This window comes from Pseudarthrobacter sp. LT1 (genome assembly GCF_035621795.1).
In the GTDB taxonomy this organism is placed as follows: domain Bacteria; phylum Actinomycetota; class Actinomycetes; order Actinomycetales; family Micrococcaceae; genus Arthrobacter.
Map to the genome: position 1 here is coordinate 2,658,706 of NZ_CP141830.1, position 17,511 is coordinate 2,676,216.

Here is a 17,511-nt window from a genome sequence, read left to right on the forward strand (position 1 = left end):
CAGCCCGGCCGTAGGGTGGGCGCATGGACACTGAAGCAGCATCAGCGGGAACCGGAACCACTGGGCACGCCGCCCGGCTGGAAAAGGCCCTGGGAGTGGTTTTGGGGACCGGACAGATACCCCTTCGGTTGCGGGCGTGGGACGGCTCGGAAGCCGGCCCGCCGGACGCGCCGATGCTGGAGTTCAAATCCCGAAAGGCACTGCGGCGCATGCTCTGGTCACCGGGGCAGCTGGGACTGAGCCGGGCGTACGTGGCAGGCGACATCGAGGCCCCCGGTGACATCTTCGCGGCCTTCACGGCGTTGAGTTCGGCGGGCAAGTTCGCGGAGCCCGGTCCGTTCCGGCCGCTGTCCGCCGGTGAGCTCTGGCTGCTGCTGCGCACCGCAGTCCGGCTTGGCGCCATTGGACCCAACCCTGCTCCGCCGCCCGAGGAGGCGCGCGTCGCGAAGAAGGGCAGGATGCACTCCCGGCGGCGGGATTCGGCCGCCATCTCGCATCATTACGACGTCGGCAACGACTTCTATGCCCTGGTGCTGGGACCGTCCATGGTCTATTCCTGCGCCGTGTGGCCGGACGGGCCTGCCACCGGGGGCCCGACTGCCGGGTCGGGGCTGAAACCGGAGGCTGGGCCGGATGATGGCCTGGATGATGGCGCGGGTGATGTCCTCGACGCAGCGCAGGAGGCCAAGCTGGACCTTGTCTGCCGCAAGCTGGGCCTCCAGCCCGGAATGCGGGTCCTCGACGTGGGATGCGGATGGGGCAGCTTCGCTCTCCACGCGGCAGCCAGGTACGGCGCCACGGTGGTGGGCGTGACGCTGTCAACGGAGCAGGCCACCCTGGCGCGTAAGCGTGCAGCAGACGCCGGCCTCACGGACAGTGTCGAAATCCGGGTCCAGGATTACCGCGACGTGCAGGACGGGCCGTACGACGCCATCAGTTCCATTGGCATGTCAGAGCACGTGGGACGGGCCCAGACCCCTGAGTACGCCGCCGCGCTCTTCGGGCTGCTGCGCCCCGGCGGACGGCTGCTGAACCACGCCATCTCCTGGAACGCCGGCCCCACCGCCCCCGATCCCGACTCGTTCATCCCCCGGTATGTCTTCCCGGACGGCGAAATGATCAGCCTCGGCGAGATGGTGTCCGCCCTGGAAACAGCCCGGTTCGAAGTCCTCGACGTTGAGGCGCTGCGGCCCCACTACGCACTGACCCTCCGGGCCTGGGTCAGGCGGCTGGAGCGGAACTGGGCGGAAGCTGTACGCCTGGCCGGGGAGGGCCGCGCGCGGGTGTGGCGGCTGTACATGGCAGCCAGCGCCATTGGCTTCGAAAACGGACTCACCGGAGTCAACCAGGTCCTGGTACGCCGGCCGGGCGGGGAGGAACCGCCGTTGCGCCGCACTTCCTGGCTGTGACGAGAGCGGTTGCTGTGACGAAAGCGCCCTCCTGCCGGGACGTAACCCGGCAGGAGGGCGGCTTGGTGACCCCAGGGTCAGGCCTCGTTTCGGCTAGGCCACCGGGGAAGGCCCGCCAGGCTGGGTGAAATGCTGGGTCTTTTCGATCTGCACCACTTTCGGATCCGTTTCGTCTGCGTCGTAGTCCGTGGGCCGGGTGAGGTCTTCGCCGGTGCGGACCTTGAGGGCCCGCATCACCAGGGTCAGCACGGCGGCGACCACCAGGTTCAGCGCGAACGCCGACACAGCAATGTAGACGCTGAAGTCGGTGCCGGGGATGGGCGCCACCGACCCGCCGAAGTGCGCCTTGGTCACCGGGTTGACAACGTTGTAGGCGGAGACGGTACCGAAGATGATGCCCACGGCCCAGCCGACCAGGAGGGCCCAGCGGTCAAACCACCGGGTGTAGAGCCCGGCCACCACGGCGGGGAAGGTCTGCAGGATCCAGATGCCGCCCAGCAGCTGCATGTTGATGGCCGCCGACTGGTCCATGGCGATCACGAAAACCAGGGCGCCCACCTTCACCACCAGGGAGACGATCTTGGACACCTTCGCCTCGGTCTTTGGATCGACGTCCGGGCGGATGAAGTCGCGGTAGATGTTCCGGGTGAACATGTTCGCGGCGGCAATGGACATGATCGCCGCCGGTACCAGGGCCCCGATGGCGATCGCAGCCAGTGCGACGCCGGCAAACCAGGCCGGGAAGTGGTCGAGGAACAGCTGCGGAACCACCAGCTGCGGATTGACCGATCCGTCCAGGTCGATCGGCTTGGTACCCGCCTTGATGGCCACGAATCCCAGCAGTGCCAGGAAGCCCAGCATCAGCGAGTACAGCGGCAGGATGGCAGCGTTGCGGCGGATGGTGTTGCGGGCCTTTGAGGCCAGCACCGCGGTCACCGAGTGCGGGTACATGAACAGCGCCATGGCCGAGCCCAGTGCCAGGGACCAGTAGGCGGAGTAGTTTGCCGCGCCGGGGACAAAGACACCTGCCGGCTTACCCGTGGCCTGGTTCACCGTTCCCAGTTTGGTCTGGGCTGCGCCAAAAATGCCGTCCCAGCCGCCGAACTTGATGGGCAGGTAGATGACGGCCACAATGACGGCAAGGTAGATCAGCAGGTCCTTGACGACGGCGATCATCGCCGGGGCGCGCAGGCCCGAGGTGTAGGTGTAGGCGGCCAGGACCACGAAGGCGAGGATCAGCGGCAGGTCGGTCAGCAGGACATTGCCGGAGCTTCCCAAACCAAGCACGGTGAGCACCGCCTTGATGCCCACCAGTTGCAGCGCGATATAGGGCATGGTGGCCACGATCCCGGTGACGGCGACGGCCAGGGAGAGCCAGCGGCTGCCGTAGCGGCCGCCCACGAAGTCCGCCGAGGTGACGTAGCCATGGCGGTGCGAGACGGACCACAACCGGCTCATGATGATGAAGATGATCGGATACAGGACGATCGTGTAGGGCACGGCGAAGAAGCCGCTCACTGCGCCGGTGGCCCACATTGCCGCCGGCACTGCCACGAAGGTGTAGGCGGTGTAGAGGTCCCCGCCCAAAAGGAACCAGGTGATCCAGGTCCCGAAGCCACGGCCGCCCAGGCCCCACTCGTCCAGGCTGTGAAGCCCCTCCACTTCGGTGCTGCGGCGCCACTTGGCGGCCAGGAAGCCCATCACGGCCACGATGACGAAGAGCAGCACCACAATGATCAGGGCTGTCCAGTTGATCTCCCGGGTGTTCATGGCCGGTCCCCTCCCAACCCGGCCCCGGCGGAGGCAGTGCCTGCCTGGGGCGGGCCACCTGCACGGGCCTCGGCCCGCCGTCGTCGGTCCTCCCTGGTGACCAGCCAGTACGCGCTCCCGGTCAGGATCGCAGAGACCGGCACCCACAGCAGCTGGTACCAGTAGAAGAACGGCATCCCGCCCAGCCGCGGCGCGTCAAAAGCGTAAAGCTGCGGCATCAGGGGAAAGAGAATGGCGGCGGCCAGCAGGATGCCGGCGCCTATGTAGGGAGCGGGTCTGGCCGGCCCCCGGATGGCGGTGTCCCGCGTCAGGCGGGATTCTTCGGGAAAGGCTTCGCCGTCCGGCCTGTAGCCGTCTGCGTGGGACATCTGCGACCTCCTCGTCAGCCCGTCCCGCGGCCGCCGCCTTGGATGAAAGCAGTCCGGAGGCGGGACGATGTGCCCTCAATCACAGTTGTACCGCGCTTTGACCTGCGCCGGAAGGGTTAGGGCCACTATCGGTTGCCAGTGGCAACAAAAAAGGGAACCATCACGTGGTGATGGTTCCCTTTTTCGGTGTATCGGTGGAGCTGAGGGGACTCGAACCCCTGACCCCCTGCATGCCATGCAGGTGCGCTACCAGCTGCGCCACAGCCCCGTACTCTTGTCTTTTCCGGTCGAATTCCCCGGAGCAACCTGACCAGAGTAATGCACTTTTCCGCTGGACGCCAATCGGCCGTCAACTGCCGCTGCCCAGGCCCTGAACGCACCCGTTCCTGGACAAACCACCGGGGAACGCGCGGGTGCCAAGTCCGGATGCCGGTGCAATCCGGAGCATCCGGGATGCGGGCACAAAAAAAGTCCGCCGGAACCAAAGTGGTTCCGGCGGACTTACCGGTGGAGCTGAGGGGACTCGAACCCCTGACCCCCTGCATGCCATGCAGGTGCGCTACCAGCTGCGCCACAGCCCCGGAGTGTTGCTGCTCTGTGCTGCATTCCCCGGGGTCTCCCCCGAAGCAACTCAAATATCTTAGAACAGCAATTCCGAAAATTCCAAATCGGGAATATTCACTGCCGGGCGGAGGCTACTCGCTGTCGGAAACCGCAGCGGCCTTGGCGGACGAGTCATCGCCGAGCTGCAGGTCCACCACGGGGCAGTCCTTCCAGAGGCGTTCCAGGGCGTAGAAGACCCGGTCTTCCTCGTGCTGGACATGGATCACGACGTCGGCGTAATCCAGCAGGACCCAGCGGCCGCCGGACCTGCCCTCGCGGCGGACCGGGCGAAGGTCCTGCTTGGCGAGTTCTTCCTCGATGCCGTCCACGATGGCGTTGACCTGGCGTTCGCTGGGCGCCGACGCGATGAGGAAGACATCAGCGAGGGCCAGGCGTTCGCTCACATCCATGGCGACGATGTCCTGGGCGATCTTGTCCGCGGCAGCTTTGGCAGCCGTGCGGGCTATGGCGATGGACGATTCTGTTGCAGTCACGGGACTCCTTGTTTGGGTTAAGTGTTGATGCCGCCGGCGGGTCAGCGGGACATGCCGCTGACGATCAGGATGATGCCGGCGACGAGGGCCAGGATCCCGAACGCGAGGATGCAGAACTGGAGGATCCGGTTTCGGCGGGCCCGGCTCAGGCCCGCGGTGGCGGCATCCAGGGGATCCAGTCCGTAAGCGGACCGGGCAGGAACCCGGGGAAGGTCCTCGAAGAGGTCCTCCGACTGGACTTCCGGAGACGATACCGGTTGGGGACGGCCGGCGGCTTTGGCGGCTGCCTCGGCGCGCGCGATGACCTGGGAGCGGCCGGTCGCGGAGTCCGGGGCGGGTGCCTTGGGCCGGGCAGCAGGCCGCCGTTTTCCTGCGCCGGGGACCTTGGTTCCGGGCCGGGTGGTGACCGGGACATGGGAGGTGGCCGGCGGCTTCATGACCGGCCGCTCGACGCCGGGCACCTGGACGAACTCCAGCGGCGTCACCATGGCCAGGTTGTTGGCGGTGGACGGACCGGGCTTGTCCTTGGGTGCGGAATCCCTGCCCGGGGCAGCGGGGCTGCCGGGGGCGGTGGGGCTGCCCGGGGCGGTGGGGGTGCCGGCCTGTTCGGCAAGCTTTTGCCGCGCCATGGCGCGGCGGTTCATAACCGCGGCCCGTTCGGCAAGCGCAATCTGTTCCGCCAGGATTTCGGGATCCACGACTTCCGGATCCAGGGAGGCAATGTGCTCCATCTTGGCGATCTGGTTCCTGGCCTGTGCGGCGATGAGTGCGCGCGCCTCCAGGGCCTGTTCCACCGTCATGCCCTCCGGGGCGGTTCCGGGCGCAGTCTTTACCTCGTCCGTCTTCTTCCCCACCACGCCACCTTCACGTGGAGGCGCGGCTTTCGGGGCCGGAGCAGCGGCGGGCGCAACGATGGGATTGGCTGCAGTCAGCGCCTGCTCTTTGAGTTGCTGCAACCGCAGCTGGCGCCGGGTAGGCGGCCCGCCCGCAGCAAGCTGCCCTTCCTTTTCCTCAAGCTCCTTGATGGTGCGCAGCGCGGCGCGGTCGCGGGCCCGGATCTGGGAGGACCGCTGCGTGGCCGTGGGGTCCGGGGCTGCCTGCGGGCGCGCTGCAGGGGCGGCTCCCCCGGCGGGACCGGGACGGGCGGCCGGATCCTGGCCGTCCCGTGAGGGCGCGCTGTCAGCCGGCCGGTTCGCGGCAGGCGGGCGCTGCTCCGTGGCCGGCAGGGCAGCCTGTTGGGCGTCCCTGGCCTTCCGGAGTTCCCGGCGGCTGCGGATTGGGGGCTGTTCCTGACTCATTGAGAACTCATTCAGTACTGGCTGGTTCGCGTGCTTCGGAAGTTGGGTCATCCGCGCCTGCGGGTGCGTCGGAATACAGGCCGTACTTGGCGATGTACTGGACTACCCCGTCCGGGACCAGGTACCAGACCGGGTTATTCGCGGCCACGCGGGCACGGCAGTCCGTCGACGAAATGGCCATGGCGGGCACTTCGAGCAGGCTGACATCGTCACGGCCCATGCCGTCAAGGACATGGCCGGGCCGGGTGACGCCCACGAAGTGCGCCAGCGACCACAGTTCGTCGATGTCCTTCCAGGACAGGATCTGCGCCAGGGCGTCCGCGCCGGTGATGAAGAACAGGTCGGCGTCGGGGCGCTGGGCCCTCAGGTCGCGGAGGGTGTCGATGGTGTAGGTGGGACCCGGGCGGTCAACATCGACACGGCTGACGGTGAAGCGCGGATTGGACGCCGTGGCGATGACGGTCATCAGATACCGGTGCTCGGGCTCGCTGACCTGTTTATGGGACTTTTGCCATGGTTGCCCGGTGGGGACGAAGACCACCTCGTCGAGGTCGAACTCCGCCGCGACTTCGCTGGCAGCCACAAGGTGGCCGTGGTGGATGGGATCGAAGGTTCCGCCCATCACGCCCAGCCGCAGCCTCCCCCGGGCCCCATTGCGTTGCAGGTTGTGGGAAATCTTAGTGGCCCTGCCCGCGATCGTGCTTGTTGGGGTGCTGGCGGTGCGGATCCGCGTGCTCGTCCGTGGCGGCGTGCCGGTTGCCGAGGTTGTTGTAGGACCAGGCGATGAGCATCAGCACGACCAGGATGGCGAACATGGATACGCCAAAGACCCACGGCTCGGCCCACAGCGGCGCAAGCTCCTCATGGCCTGATTCACCGGCGGCGGCGACGGACGTGGCAATCTGCTGGAGCAGCATTTTCTCCCTTTGTTCAAGGATCTAGAGGCAGCGGAACTTTCCACTGCCTTCCGGGTTCTGGTCTATGTTACCGCGTTGCTACCCGCGGACCTGGCCTTCGCCCTGGACGATCCACTTCGTGGTGGTGAGCTCGGTCAGGCCCATGGGGCCGCGGGCGTGCAGCTTCTGCGTGGAGATGCCCACCTCGGCACCCAGGCCCAGCTCCCCGCCGTCGGTAAACCGGGTGGAGGCGTTGACGATCACGGCAGCGGAGTCAACCTCAGCGATGAAGCGCTCGGCGTTGGCAAGGCTGTTGGTGAGGATCGCTTCCGTGTGTCCGGTGGACCAGGTCCGGATGTGCTGGACGGCTTCGTCCAGGCTGTCCACCATGGCCACAGCCAGGTCCAGGTCCATATACTCGGTTCCCCAGTCCACATCCGTCGCCGGCTGGGTTTCGATGGCGGGAGGCAGCGCGGAGCTGATGCGCCCGTCCACGTGGAGCCGGACACCGGCGCTGCGCAGGGCTGCAGCGACGGCGGGCAAGACGGTTGAGCCCGAGTGGACCAACAGTGTCTCCACGGTATTGCAGACACTGGGCCGCTGCGTCTTGGCGTTGAGCAGGATCTCCACGGCCATGTTCTCGTCGGCGGACTCATCAATGAAGATGTGGACGTTCCCCTCCCCCGTTTCGATGACCGGCACGGCGGAGTTGGTGACCACGGTCTGGATCAGGTCCCGGCCGCCGCGGGGAATCAGGACATCCACCCTGCCCCGGGCCTTCATCAGGACGGCGGCGCCCGCACGGCCGTACTGGTCCACCGTCTGGACTGCGTCAGCGGGCAGGCCAACGGATTCCAGGGCTTCGCGCAGAATCCGGACCAGCACCTGGTTGGTGGCTTCTGCTGCGCTGCCGCCGCGGAGGATCACGGCGTTTCCGCTCTTGAGGGCCAGCCCCGCGATGTCAACGGTGACGTTGGGCCGTGCCTCGTAGATGGCTGCCACCACGCCCATGGGAACGTTGACCTGGCGGAGGCGCAGCCCGTTGGGGAGCGTCTGCCCGCGCACCACGTTGCCCACGGGGTCCGGGAGGTTGGCCAGGTTCTCGAGGGCGGCCACGAGCCCGGCTACACGCGTTTCGGTAAGGGTAAGCCGGTCCAGGAGGGCGGCGGAGGTGCCGTTGGCCTTGCCCCGCTGCACGTCCATCGCGTTGGCGGCGAGAATGGCCGGGACGTTCTCCTGCAGGGCGGCGCCCACGGCCCGGAGGGCGCGGTCTTTCCAGGCCCGGTTGGCGGTGGCCATCCTGCGGGCGGCCTGGCGGGACCGGTCCGTGATGGCGTGGACAGCCGCCTCCACTTCTGCGGCGGACACGTCCGCACCCGAAACGGGCACCTCAGCCGATGCCGGTTCTGCTGAGGGACCCGGCTGCGCCTGCGCAGCAGTGGTTCCGGAATTTTCAGCAGTATGGATCAGGGCTTCAGTCATGATCCAAGTTTAGGCGAGGCGGCAGCTCAGACCAGCACCAGGTCGTCAACATGAACAACTTCACGGTCATAGCCGCTGCCCAGTGCCTCGCCCAGCTCGTGCGTGGACCGCCCCAGCATCCGCGGCAGTTCCTCCGACGAGTAATTCACCAGCCCGCGCGCAACGACGGTGCCGTCGGCTCCGGCCAGCTCGACGGCGTCGCCCGCTTCAAAGTCGCCGTGCACCGCGGAGATGCCCGCCGGCAGGAGGGACGTGCGGTGGTGCCGCACGGCGCGGACCGCACCGTCGTCCAGAACCAGCCGGCCCTGCACCGAGGCAACGTGTGCCAGCCAAAGGAGGCGGACCGGTTTGCGGGAGCCGTTGACGGAGAACCACGTGCCCACGTCCTCGCCGTTCAAGGCTGCGGCAGCATTGGGCGTGGAGGTCACCAGGGCGTGGATCCCCGATCCTGCCGCCATGCTGGCAGCTTCCACTTTGGTCATCATGCCCCCGGTGCCCACGCCGGCCTTGCCCGCTTTGCCGATGGACACGCCCTCGAGGTCGTGCGCGCCGGTGACCAGCGGGATGCGCTTGGCACCCTGGGCGGGCGGACCGTCGTAGAGGGAGTCGACGTCGGACAGCAGCACGAGCGCATCGGCGCGCACCAGGTGCGCCACCAGGGCTGCGAGCCGGTCGTTGTCGCCAAAGCGGATCTCGTGGGTGGCCACGGTGTCGTTTTCGTTGACCACGGGGACTACTCCGAGGTTCAGCAGCCGGTCCATGGCGCGGAGGGCATTGGTGTGCTGGCTGCGCCGCATCAGGTCTTCTGCCGTGAGCAGGACCTGGCTCACGGTGACGCCGTGTGCACCGAATGCCTGGGTGTACCGGGCCATCAGGAGCCCCTGGCCCACGCTGGCCGCGGCCTGCTGGGTAGCCAGGTCACGGGGACGCTTGGCCAGCCCGAGGGGAGCCAGCCCCGCAGCGATCGCACCGGAGGACACCAGGATGATTTCGGCGCCTGCGTTGCGCTTGGCTGCCAGCGCGTCAGCCAGGGCAGTCAGCGATTCCTCCGAGATACCGCCCTTGATGCTGGTCAGGGAAGAGGAGCCCACCTTGACCACGATCCGGCGGGCGCCGGCCAGCGCGCTTCTGTCCGCGGCACGGCCGGCCGGTACTGCAGTCATGCCCCTAGAGGTCATCGTCCGCTTCCAGTCCGCTTTCCTTAACGGGTTGGGCGGCACGGCGGCCACTGACGGACTCGGTCCAGATGCCGGCCTTGCGCTCCGCCTCAAGCTCGGCGCGGGCGGCAGCCTTGGCATCGCGGCGCTCCTGCTGCTCTTCGCGCTTCTGGCTGCGGGTGGGGCGGTCGCCGATATCGGCGAACCGGACGTCGGTGCCGCGCGGCGAGGCCAGCAGCTCAGCCCCCGCCATCATGGTGGGTTCCCAGTCGAAGACGACGCCGTCATCGTCACCGATAACCACCGTGTCACCCGGCTTGGCGCCCTGCTTGAACAGTTCGGTTTCCACGCCGAGCCGGGCGAGCCGGTCCGCCAGGTAGCCGATGGCCTCTTCATTGGTGAAGTCGGTCTGCTTGACCCAGCGCTCGGGCTTTTCGCCCAGGACGCGGAACAGCGGCTCCAGGTTCTTTTCCTCGCGTCGGATCTTGAACCCGGCTTCATTGACGGCGCGCGGGCGCAGCACGGCAGGCTGCACCTTGGGCGGGGCAGCCGCTACGGCGTCGCGGGCGGCCTTGACGATTTCCGCCATGGCGAAGCCGAGCTGGCGCAGGCCCTCGTGGCTGGTGGCGGACACTTCGAAGACGCGGTAGCCGCGCGACTCGAGCTCAGGGCGCACGAATTCCGCCATGTCCTTGCCGTCGGGCAGGTCCACCTTGTTTAGCGCGACCAGCCGCGGGCGGTGGTTCAGGGGAACCACTTCGCCGTCCTGGCCCGCATAGCTCATGTCGACGGCGTACTTCTCCAGCTCACCTTCGATGATGGCGAGGTCCGTGAGCGGGTCACGGTCAGACTCCAGGGTGCCGCAGTCAAGGACGTGGACCAGGGCGGCGCAGCGCTCAACGTGACGCAGGAAGTTGTGGCCCAGGCCACGTCCTTCGCTGGCGCCTTCGATGAGGCCGGGAACATCGGCAATGGTGAACCGCACATCGCCGGCCTGCACCACGCCCAGGTTGGGAACCAGGGTGGTGAACGGGTAGTCGGCGATCTTGGGCCGGGCAGCGGACATGGCCGCGATGAGGCTGGACTTGCCGGCGGACGGGAAGCCCACCAGCGCGATATCGGCAATGGACTTCAGTTCAAGGACAACGTCCCGGGAGTCGCCCTCGATGCCCAGCAACGCGAAACCGGGAGCGCGGCGCTTCTGTGAGGACAGGGCCGCGTTGCCAAGTCCGCCCAGGCCGCCGGCGGCTGCCACGAATTCGGTACCTTCACCAACGAGGTCTGCCAGGACTTCGCCGTCCTTGGTCTTGACCACGGTGCCGTCCGGCACGGGCAGGACCAGCGTCTCGCCGTTCTTGCCGCCGCGCCAGTCGCCCATGCCGGGACCGCCGTTGCTGGCGTGCCGGTGCGGTGCGTGGTGGTAATCGAGGAGGGTGGTGGTCTGGTGGTCCACGCGAAGGATCACGTCACCGCCATTGCCGCCGTTGCCGCCGTCGGGCCCGCCGAGCGGCTTGAACTTCTCGCGGTGGACGGAGACGCAACCATGGCCGCCGGTTCCGCCGGATACATGCAGTACTACCCGGTCTACAAAGCTGGCCACGTGGATCTCCTCAGGTGCTGTTTATATGGCGCCCGGGGACGCCACAACGATTGTAATGCTGTTAAAAGAACAGTGGAGCGGACCCTCAGGCCCGCTCCACCGCTTCAGAACTGGTTGTTACTCTGCAGCTGCAGCAGCAACGATGTTGACCACGCGACGACCGCGGCGGGTGCCGAATTCAACGGCGCCCGGGGTCAGTGCGAACAGGGTGTCATCCCCGCCACGGCCAACGCCGGCGCCCGGGTGGAAGTGGGTGCCACGCTGGCGGACGATGATCTCGCCTGCGGAAACAACCTGGCCGCCGAAGCGCTTGACGCCGAGGTACTGAGCGTTGGAATCGCGACCGTTGCGAGTGGAGCTCGCGCCCTTTTTATGTGCCATCTGAAATGCCTGCCTCTAAATTCTGGGGAATCTGTTGAAATACCTGAACAGTAACCGGTGGTTACTTGATGCCGGTGATCTTGACCTTGGTCAGTTCCTGGCGGTGACCCTGGCGCTTCTTGTAGCCGGTCTTGTTCTTGAACTTCTGGATGACAATCTTAGGACCACGCAGGTCCTGGAGGATTTCAGCCGTAACAGTTACCTTGGCCAGGTCAGCGGCGGCGGAGGTGACCTTGTCACCATCAACCAGGAGCAGTGCGGGCAGCTCGATGGTGCTGCCGGCTCCACCGGCGACGCGGTTCAGGGTAACGAAGTCTCCAACGGAAACCTTCTCTTGGCGGCCGCCTGCGCGGACAATCGCGTACACCACTTGGGAACTCACTTCTCTCGACGTTTATTACAAAATTTGCGTGCGGAACCGACTCGGAAAAGCCAGGATTCTCGCTGTGCCTCAACGCCGTGGGGTCATAACCCAAGTGTTGGCGTAAGCACCGAAGATCCAGAATACGCTAAATCCATCTACGGCCGCAAATGAGGCTGGTTCCGGCGGCCCGGCTGTGGTAGTAACCACACCCCGACAAGCTGCACCGCAACCATGCCCCTCCATGATAGCGGCGGTGCTGCCCGAAGGGGTCAGGAATGCAGCCTCGGCGCGTCGAAGAATTCCACTTCCAGGCGGCAGGACTGCTTGAACGCGGTCACCATCGCCGCCCGTTCGTGGTCGGAGGCCTTCCGCCCTGCCGCGTCCACGATGGCGATGGCCCGCCGGGTGGCTTCGGCGAAGCCCTCGTCGGCGTAGGTCCGGAGCCAGGCCGCGTAGGCGTGGCCGTCGGGCTCTCCCGTGGCAAGGAACTGGGCGTGCAGCTTTTCCCCGACCTCGGCGTAGAGCCAGAAACAGGGCAGGACTGCGGCGACCAGGACGGCGTAACTGCCCGACGCCGACGCTGCGGTGAGGTGGTCAACATACGCCTTGGTGACGGGGCCAAGTCCGCCCTGGGCAGGGCGGGTGCTGAGCCATGAGCGGTGCAGCTCCGACTCCACTTCCAGGCACTGCTGCGAGGATCCCGCCCAGAACAGCTGCTCCGCTTCGGACGGGGCCAGGGCACTCGCCCGGGCGAGGACCCGGGAGTAGCCGTTCAGGTACAGGGCGTCCTGCGCCAGGTAGTAGGCAAAGTCCTTCTCGGCAAGGTCTCCGGAGGCCAGGCCGCGGATGAAGTCCAGGGCGTAGATGTCCGTCAGGTCCTGCTGCGCTTCCGTCCACAGCCGGGCAGCGAAGGCGCCTTCCGCGAGGGCCGGCCGCACATGGTGGAAATGGTGCACGGGGCCGTTTCCCTGGCCCACCTCGAGCTGCTCCGAGTTCTCAAGGGCGCCGGCCAGCCATGGCTTGACCGTCAGGAGCGATGCCTCCCAGTCGCCAAGGCGTGCCTGGACGGTGGCCATCGCGGAGGACAGGGAGCAGCCGGTGCCGTGGCTGTTGCGGGTGGAAATTCGTTTGCCGTGCACTTCCACCACTTCCTGCGACAGGAGGCCGGCCGTGTTGACCAGCGCGTCCGGGCAGTCTGCACCTGCGAGGTGTCCACCCTTGACCAGCACGGTGGCCCCGGTGGCATCGGCAAGGCGCCTCCCCTGGTCCAGCGCCGCCGTCCAGGTCCCGGCAGGCTCCCCGCCCACCAGCATGGCAAGCTCCGGGAGGTTGGGAGTGATGAGGTGCGCCAGCGGCAGCAGTTCGCGGAGGGCAGCCTCCGCGGATTCCTTCAGCAGCCGGTCACCACTGGTGGCCACCATCACCGGGTCGAGGACCACGACGGCGGGGCGGACCTTCTCCAGCCATTGCCGGACAGTGCGGATGACGCTCTCGTCGCCCAGCATGCCGATCTTGACCGCGTCGATGGAGATATCGTCGCTGACCGCGTCCAGTTGTTCGGCCAGGAAAGCGGCCGGAGGAACGTGGACAGCCTGCACGCCACGGGTGTTCTGTGCCGTCAGGGCGGTGATGGCAGCCATGCCATATCCGCCGTGGGCAGCAATGCTTTTGAGGTCGGCCTGGATGCCGGCGCCACCGGACGGGTCGGAGCCCGCGATCGAGAGGACCCGCGGGACGTCCCGGCCCAGGGGCAGCGCGGTCGGAACGCCGGAGGCAGCAGGCAGGGGCACGGAAAGGGTCGAAGACAAGAGACATCCCTTCGCCGGTACTAGCCGGACAGGTTCAACGGGTCTGGATCTCAGCCGGCCTTCTGCGCGGCACCCCGTGTCGGTTTCCACCCTAGCCCGTAGGCCGCATCAGGAAAAAGGATGACAGCGCCCGGTCCAAGGGAAAAACAACCTCCCGGCAGCAGAAATCCCCGCCACACGGACGATTCCCCCGGTACTTCCCGGGGGAATGGTCCGCAGGGCGGGGATTCCTTACTGCGCGGCCGTCCGTTTGACCGGAAACTCCTGTACCTAGAGCTCCGAGGCAGGCACACCCACGCCGAGGATGATGGGCTCCTCAGGCGCCTTGCCCGGTTCCGCCGGCGCCAGCTGGGGCTTCACGTGTTCAGGAGCCTTGGCTGCGTGCGAATGGCCCGCGCCTGCCGCCTGGACGTTTTCGTGCTGCTGGACGGCGGTCTCGTTGGCGGCACCCTGCGCACGGCTGGCGGCACGGTGGCGCCGCGGCCTGCGTTGCCGCGACTGCTCCAGCGTGTGGTCGGAGTAGTCCTTCCCGGCTGCAGCTTCCGTTGCGGCGGAGCGGGCTTCCGCTCCCCCGTCGTCGTGCTGCCGTTCCGGCGCCACAGTTTCCGGCACCTTCACGGCTTCGGCGGTCTTGGCAGGCGCGTTCTCCACAGGGGACGCCGGCTGGCCGAGGTGGGCGAACGCTTCCGCGAGCCGGTCCAGGGTGAGGGCAGGTTGGGGATGCTGTTCCTCAGCGTGCTCCACGAACGGAAGCGGGACTTCCTCGCCGCCGAACGTCAGGACAGCTGCAGGACGTGCCGGGGCGTCGGCGTCGTGCTTCTCCTCGACGGGCGCCGGCGCAGGCTCCACGGAAGGCACCTGCCGGGCTGCCGCCACCTCGTCGTCATGCAGGTGGGCAGCATGGGCCGCAGCGGCAATGTTCGCCAGGGCAAGCCTGGTTGCCTCCGCCTTGGCGTGCCGCTCGGCGTCCGACGGGTCCGGCTGGACCGTGTGCACATGGACGGCAGGTGCCGGGGCCGCTTCGGGCTGCTGCCCGCCGCGTCCGCGCCGCCGCTTGCGTTCGGGACGCACGCCGGGCTGGGCATTGTCGCTCCGCTGCCCTTCCGTGCGGGTCTCGGGCCGGTTGTCGGTGCGCTGGACGTGGTGCTCGGCCGCAACGATGGTGGCGCGGCGGTGCTCCACGGGGTCGTCGTGGGTCACAACACCACGGCCGGCGCAGGCCTCGCACTGCTCGCCAAATACTTCCAGCAGTCCGGTACCCATGCGCTTCCGGGTCATCTGGACCAGGCCGAGTGAGGTGACCTCGGCCACCTGGTGCTTGGTCCGGTCACGGCCCAAGCACTCCACCAGGCGGCGCAGGACCAGGTCGCGGTTGGATTCGAGCACCATGTCGATGAAGTCGATGACGATGATGCCGCCGATGTCGCGGAGCCTCAGCTGGCGCACCACTTCCTCGGCTGCCTCGAGGTTGTTCTTGGTGACGGTTTCCTCGAGGTTGCCGCCGCTGCCGGTGAACTTGCCCGTGTTGACGTCCACCACGGTCATCGCCTCGGTACGGTCGATCACCAGGGAGCCGCCGGAGGGCAGGAAGACCTTCCGTTCAAGTGCCTTGTGGATCTGCTCGTCGATGCGCCAGGCGGCGAAGATGTCCTGGTCCTTGGTCCACTTCTCGAGGCGGCCCACAAGGTCCGGCGCCACATAGGTGACGTAGGCCTCGATGGTGTCCCAGGCTTCCTCACCGGAAACGATGAGCTTGGAGAAGTCCTCGTTGAAGACGTCGCGGACCACCTTGATGGTGAGATCGGGTTCGCCGTAGAGCAGCTCGGGAGCCAGGATCTTGGTGGACGCGGATTGGCTTTCAATGCCCTCCCACTGGGCGCGCAGCCTGTTGATGTCGTGCGTCAGCTCTTCCTCGGAAGCGCCCTCGGCCGCGGTGCGGACAATGACGCCGGCGTGTTCGGGCAGGCGGTCCTTGAGGATGCGCTTGAGCCGGTTGCGTTCGACGTCGGGCAGCTTGCGGGAGATGCCGGTCATGGATCCGCCGGGTACGTACACCAGGTAACGGCCGGGCAGGGAGATCTGGCTGGTGAGGCGGGCGCCCTTGTGTCCCACCGGGTCCTTGGTCACCTGGACCAGGACGGTATCACCGGATTTCAGCGCGTTTTCGATGCGGCGCTGCTTGCCCTCGAGGTTCACGGCTTCCCAGTTGACCTCACCGGCGTACAGGACGGCGTTGCGGCCGCGCCCGATGTCCACGAATGCGGCCTCCATGGACGGCAGCACATTCTGGACCTTGCCCAGGTACACGTTGCCGATCAGCGAGTCCTGCTGGGTCTTGGACACGAAGTGTTCGGCCAGGACACCGTCTTCGAGGACGGCGATCTGGATTCTGTCGTCGCGCTGGCGGACGATCATCTGCCGGTCCACGGACTCCCGGCGCGCCAGGAACTCGGCCTCGGTGATGACCGTACGGCGCCGGCCGGTGTCGCGGGATTCGCGGCGGCGCTGCTTCTTGGCCTCCAGGCGGGTGGAGCCCTTCACGCTGGTCACGCGGTTGCTCACGGGTGCTTCACTGACGGCACGCGGGGCACGGACCCTGGTCACCGTGTTGGGCGGGTCGTCATCCCCGCCGCCCGTGAGCTCAAGGTCCTGGTCCCCGCGGCGGCGGCGCCGCCGGCGGCGGGAGGTTACACCGTCCTCGAGCTGGCCGGCGGTATCCTCGTCAGCCCCGTCCTCGGCGTCAGCCTCATCGCTGCCGTCCTCGTTGTCCTCTTCCGTCATGTCGCCAATGCGGCTGCGGCCCCTGCGGCCACGGCTGCGGCGCCGGCGGCGGCTGGAGGAATCGTCGGTGTCTTCGGTTTCTTCCTCGTCAGGCTCCTCCGCGGCGGGAGCGGCGGGACGGACCACGGTGCTGAGGTCCGGTGCCTGGAAGAGCACCGACGTCGGGGACGCCGGTTCCAGGAAGAGGGAGCCAAACGGGCTGGCGGCGGCCCCGCCGTCCTTCGTTCCAGCGGCGTCGGGCGCCTGCTCCTGCCGGGCGGCCTCCGGTGCGGCGGCAGCGGCGGGTGCGGCGGCGGGCTCCTGGGCTTCCGGTTTCTGGGCAGCGGGTTCCTTGGCTTCGGGCTCCTGCGCCTGCTCCACATTCTGCGCTGCGGCCTGGTCCGCGACTTCGGGCACCACGGCTTCGGGCCCGGGCGCTTCCGGCGCCACTTCGGCGGCGGCTGCCGAGTCCGTTTCCGGTGCGGAAACCGGCGAGGCAGCCTTACGGGTAGCTACCCGACGGCGGCGGACCGGCTTGGTTTCGGCATCTGCCATTGTGTCCGGAGCAGGAACGGCAGCGGCGCTTTCGTCAGCTGCATCCGAGGCGGTGGCGGAGGCGCCAATGGGAGCCGCGTCAGCAGGCTCCGCTTCGGCGGCAAAGGCGGGCAGCGGTTCTGCGGCGTCCGCCTTCTTCCGGGACCGGGTGCGCCGGGCGGGAGCCTTGGGCGCTGCGGTGGCCCCTTCAGTGCCGGCTTCTTCAGCGGCGGGCGCTTCGGCAACTTCCGGTGCCGTGCTCACGGCATCCGCAGGGGCGTCCCCGGCCCTGGGAGCCGTCTTGCGACGGGTCCGCGGAGCCCGCTTGGGTGCAGCAGCCCCGGCAGCCGCTGCTTCGTCGTTAACGGCCAGTTCCTGATCATTGTCCATATGTGGCAACACTCCTGCCCCTGACGTACCGCCACATCCGGCACCCATTGGGGCACATATTGTCAACACCCGCAGGCATTGACAGAAGTCAAGTGGATACTCCCAGGTTCGCACCGTCATTGGGGTGCGGCAGCCCGTGGGAGCCGGTGGATGTTCTGAAAACCCGTTGTTCTGCGTGCCACAACCAGGTGCCGCCC

14 protein-coding genes, 2 tRNA genes and 1 riboswitch are annotated in these 17,511 nt (G+C 67.4%); of the genes, 1 reads left to right on the top strand and 15 read right to left on the bottom strand.

Going from position 1 to position 17,511, the window contains the following annotated elements:
• Nucleotides 1-23: 23 nt before the first annotated feature.
• Nucleotides 24-1,409, top strand: coding sequence for a class I SAM-dependent methyltransferase (locus VIK36_RS12500; protein ID WP_324642136.1), 1,386 nt, complete (start codon nt 24-26; stop codon nt 1,407-1,409).
• A gap of 93 nt (nt 1,410-1,502) precedes the next feature.
• Here the strand turns inward: VIK36_RS12500 and mctP are convergent, their stop codons facing one another.
• The 15 genes from mctP to VIK36_RS12575 all read right to left on the bottom strand — a co-directional run bounded on the left by mctP (nt 1,503) and on the right by VIK36_RS12575 (nt 17,314).
• Nucleotides 1,503-3,179 (bottom strand): monocarboxylate uptake permease MctP, encoded by a 1,677-nt coding sequence (mctP, locus tag VIK36_RS12505; protein WP_324642137.1) that lies wholly within the window; start codon nt 3,177-3,179, stop codon nt 1,503-1,505.
• On the bottom strand, nt 3,176-3,547 hold the full coding sequence (locus VIK36_RS12510) for a DUF3311 domain-containing protein (RefSeq protein ID WP_324642138.1): 372 nt from the start codon (nt 3,545-3,547) through the stop codon (nt 3,176-3,178). Before VIK36_RS12510 ends, mctP begins: the two co-directional genes overlap by 4 nt.
• Before the next feature lie 195 nt (nt 3,548-3,742).
• Nucleotides 3,743-3,815: transfer RNA gene (locus VIK36_RS12515), tRNA-Ala, on the bottom strand.
• 240 nt (nt 3,816-4,055) lie between these two features.
• Nucleotides 4,056-4,128: transfer RNA gene (locus tag VIK36_RS12520), tRNA-Ala, on the bottom strand.
• A 114-nt stretch (nt 4,129-4,242) separates the two neighbouring features.
• The gene (gene rsfS, locus VIK36_RS12525; RefSeq protein WP_224026297.1) at nt 4,243-4,644 is read right to left on the bottom strand and encodes a ribosome silencing factor; all 402 of its coding nucleotides are present in this window, start codon (nt 4,642-4,644) and stop codon (nt 4,243-4,245) included.
• Nucleotides 4,645-4,685: 41 nt separating this feature from the next.
• Nucleotides 4,686-5,942 carry a hypothetical protein gene (locus VIK36_RS12530; protein WP_324642139.1) on the bottom strand — a complete coding sequence of 419 codons (1,257 nt, stop codon included), beginning with the start codon at nt 5,940-5,942 and terminating at the stop codon, nt 4,686-4,688.
• A 7-nt stretch (nt 5,943-5,949) separates the two neighbouring features.
• Nucleotides 5,950-6,618 carry a nicotinate-nucleotide adenylyltransferase gene (nadD, locus tag VIK36_RS12535; RefSeq protein WP_370871783.1) on the bottom strand — a complete coding sequence of 223 codons (669 nt, stop codon included), beginning with the start codon at nt 6,616-6,618 and terminating at the stop codon, nt 5,950-5,952.
• Between the two features lies 1 nt (nt 6,619).
• A complete protein-coding gene (locus VIK36_RS12540; protein ID WP_159631808.1) occupies nt 6,620-6,859 on the bottom strand; it encodes a hypothetical protein in 240 nt (79 codons plus the stop codon).
• Nucleotides 6,860-6,937: 78 nt separating this feature from the next.
• Nucleotides 6,938-8,320 (bottom strand): glutamate-5-semialdehyde dehydrogenase, encoded by a 1,383-nt coding sequence (locus VIK36_RS12545; protein WP_324642142.1) that lies wholly within the window; start codon nt 8,318-8,320, stop codon nt 6,938-6,940.
• Nucleotides 8,321-8,346: 26 nt separating this feature from the next.
• Nucleotides 8,347-9,483, bottom strand: coding sequence for a glutamate 5-kinase (gene proB, locus VIK36_RS12550; RefSeq protein WP_275180246.1), 1,137 nt, complete (start codon nt 9,481-9,483; stop codon nt 8,347-8,349).
• A gap of 4 nt (nt 9,484-9,487) precedes the next feature.
• Nucleotides 9,488-11,077 (bottom strand): GTPase ObgE, encoded by a 1,590-nt coding sequence (gene obgE / locus VIK36_RS12555; protein ID WP_324642145.1) that lies wholly within the window; start codon nt 11,075-11,077, stop codon nt 9,488-9,490.
• Nucleotides 11,078-11,194: 117 nt separating this feature from the next.
• On the bottom strand, nt 11,195-11,458 hold the full coding sequence (rpmA, locus tag VIK36_RS12560; protein ID WP_009372867.1) for a 50S ribosomal protein L27: 264 nt from the start codon (nt 11,456-11,458) through the stop codon (nt 11,195-11,197).
• A gap of 61 nt (nt 11,459-11,519) precedes the next feature.
• Nucleotides 11,520-11,828, bottom strand: coding sequence for a 50S ribosomal protein L21 (rplU, locus tag VIK36_RS12565; RefSeq protein ID WP_003803420.1), 309 nt, complete (start codon nt 11,826-11,828; stop codon nt 11,520-11,522).
• Between the two features lie 263 nt (nt 11,829-12,091).
• Nucleotides 12,092-13,612 carry a bifunctional hydroxymethylpyrimidine kinase/phosphomethylpyrimidine kinase gene (gene thiD, locus VIK36_RS12570; RefSeq protein ID WP_324645273.1) on the bottom strand — a complete coding sequence of 507 codons (1,521 nt, stop codon included), beginning with the start codon at nt 13,610-13,612 and terminating at the stop codon, nt 12,092-12,094.
• 7 nt (nt 13,613-13,619) lie between these two features.
• Nucleotides 13,620-13,717, bottom strand: a riboswitch (TPP riboswitch).
• A gap of 183 nt (nt 13,718-13,900) precedes the next feature.
• Nucleotides 13,901-17,314, bottom strand: a complete 3,414-nt coding sequence (locus VIK36_RS12575; protein ID WP_324642154.1) for an Rne/Rng family ribonuclease — start codon at nt 17,312-17,314, stop codon at nt 13,901-13,903.
• Between the last annotated feature and the right edge of the window lie 197 nt (nt 17,315-17,511).

Coding starts and splice junctions, on each gene's coding strand:
- VIK36_RS12530 (WP_324642139.1), bottom strand. CDS start 5,942: ATGAGTCAGGAACAGCCCCCAATCCGCAGCCGCCGGGAACTCCGGAAG.
- mctP (WP_324642137.1), bottom strand. CDS start 3,179: ATGAACACCCGGGAGATCAACTGGACAGCCCTGATCATTGTGGTGCTG.
- VIK36_RS12575 (WP_324642154.1), bottom strand. CDS start 17,314: ATGGACAATGATCAGGAACTGGCCGTTAACGACGAAGCAGCGGCTGCC.
- VIK36_RS12500 (WP_324642136.1), top strand. CDS start 24: ATGGACACTGAAGCAGCATCAGCGGGAACCGGAACCACTGGGCACGCC.
- VIK36_RS12545 (WP_324642142.1), bottom strand. CDS start 8,320: ATGACTGAAGCCCTGATCCATACTGCTGAAAATTCCGGAACCACTGCT.
- proB (WP_275180246.1), bottom strand. CDS start 9,483: ATGACTGCAGTACCGGCCGGCCGTGCCGCGGACAGAAGCGCGCTGGCC.
- VIK36_RS12540 (WP_159631808.1), bottom strand. CDS start 6,859: ATGCTGCTCCAGCAGATTGCCACGTCCGTCGCCGCCGCCGGTGAATCA.
- rpmA (WP_009372867.1), bottom strand. CDS start 11,458: ATGGCACATAAAAAGGGCGCGAGCTCCACTCGCAACGGTCGCGATTCC.
- VIK36_RS12510 (WP_324642138.1), bottom strand. CDS start 3,547: ATGTCCCACGCAGACGGCTACAGGCCGGACGGCGAAGCCTTTCCCGAA.